The 977-nt window shown below is 60.7% G+C and carries 2 protein-coding genes; both read left to right on the top strand.

Going from position 1 to position 977, the window contains the following annotated elements:
* Window positions 1-70: 70 nt before the first annotated feature.
* Complete coding sequence (locus tag HMPREF2975_RS07155) at window positions 71-409, top strand: hypothetical protein (RefSeq protein ID WP_141757324.1); 339 nt, start codon at window positions 71-73, stop codon at window positions 407-409.
* A partial coding sequence (locus HMPREF2975_RS07150) for a hypothetical protein (RefSeq protein WP_227469315.1) occupies window positions 406-977 on the top strand: 572 nt, incomplete at its 3' end. The genes HMPREF2975_RS07155 and HMPREF2975_RS07150, both read left to right, overlap by 4 nt.

The following is a 977-nucleotide window of genomic DNA, read 5'->3' as shown; positions in this document are numbered from 1 at the left end:
ACACAGACAAGACAATCAGCAAACTCGAAAAACAACTCCACGACGTCGCAAACGCAGTAAGGAACCTGAAATGACCACCATGACGCTCGCCCAAACCGCCAGCCGAATCCAAACAATCAACAAGCAAATCAGCCAGCTGACCGACGAGAAGCACCAGCTCGAAGACCACGTGCGCACGCTCATTCCCGAAGGTGAAACGCGTGAGGAAGACGGGTACACGATCACCGTGAGGACTGGCGCTCGCAGGCTCGACACTAAGAAACTCGCAGCCGCCTACCCGGCCACGCGGAACCCCGAATACTACAAACCCACCATCGACATTGCGGCCGTCAAACGCATGATCCCCACAATCGTCCTTGAACAGGATGGCTTCTACACGGTGAGCACGCCAGGAGTCACCATCAAATGAGCAAGGCACCCATCACAGGCCGCCTGCCCTCGTGGAGCCAACCCACAGGCGTCACTCCCGAGCAGGCGCAAGCCGACGCCGAACAGGTGATCGTGCACGCGATCACACACCACCCCCGGTCCTTGCAGAAAACGATCGGACCCAGCGAGATCGGCACCCCGTGCGACCACTGCCTGGCAGCACGCCTCGCCGGATGGGAGCAGCACGACGCGGGCATACCGTGGGTAACAACGGTCGGCACGGCGATGCACCTGTGGCTTGAAGACGCGTTCAACAGGGCTGAGTGGGACAGGCCAGAATACGCCAGTCCAGACGCATTGCAGCGGTATCTAACCGAGCAGAAAATCACGGTCGGCACCATCGCGGGCACGCCCATCACAGGCAGCACCGACCTCGTCGACCTTGAGGCGGGCATGGTCATCGACTGGAAAAACGTATCCACCACCTCCCTGCGCAAGTACAGGCACGACGGGCCACCCGCCGTGTACCAGACGCAAGCACACCTGTACGCCCACGGGTGGAACCAGGCAGGCATACCGATCAGCACGGTCGCGATCTGCTTCCTGCC

Source organism: Actinomyces sp. HMSC065F12, assembly GCF_001814535.1.
Classification (GTDB): domain Bacteria; phylum Actinomycetota; class Actinomycetes; order Actinomycetales; family Actinomycetaceae; genus Pauljensenia; species Pauljensenia radingae_A.
Note: the sequence above shows the minus strand (reverse complement) of the source record. Positions and strands in the feature narration are given on the sequence as shown.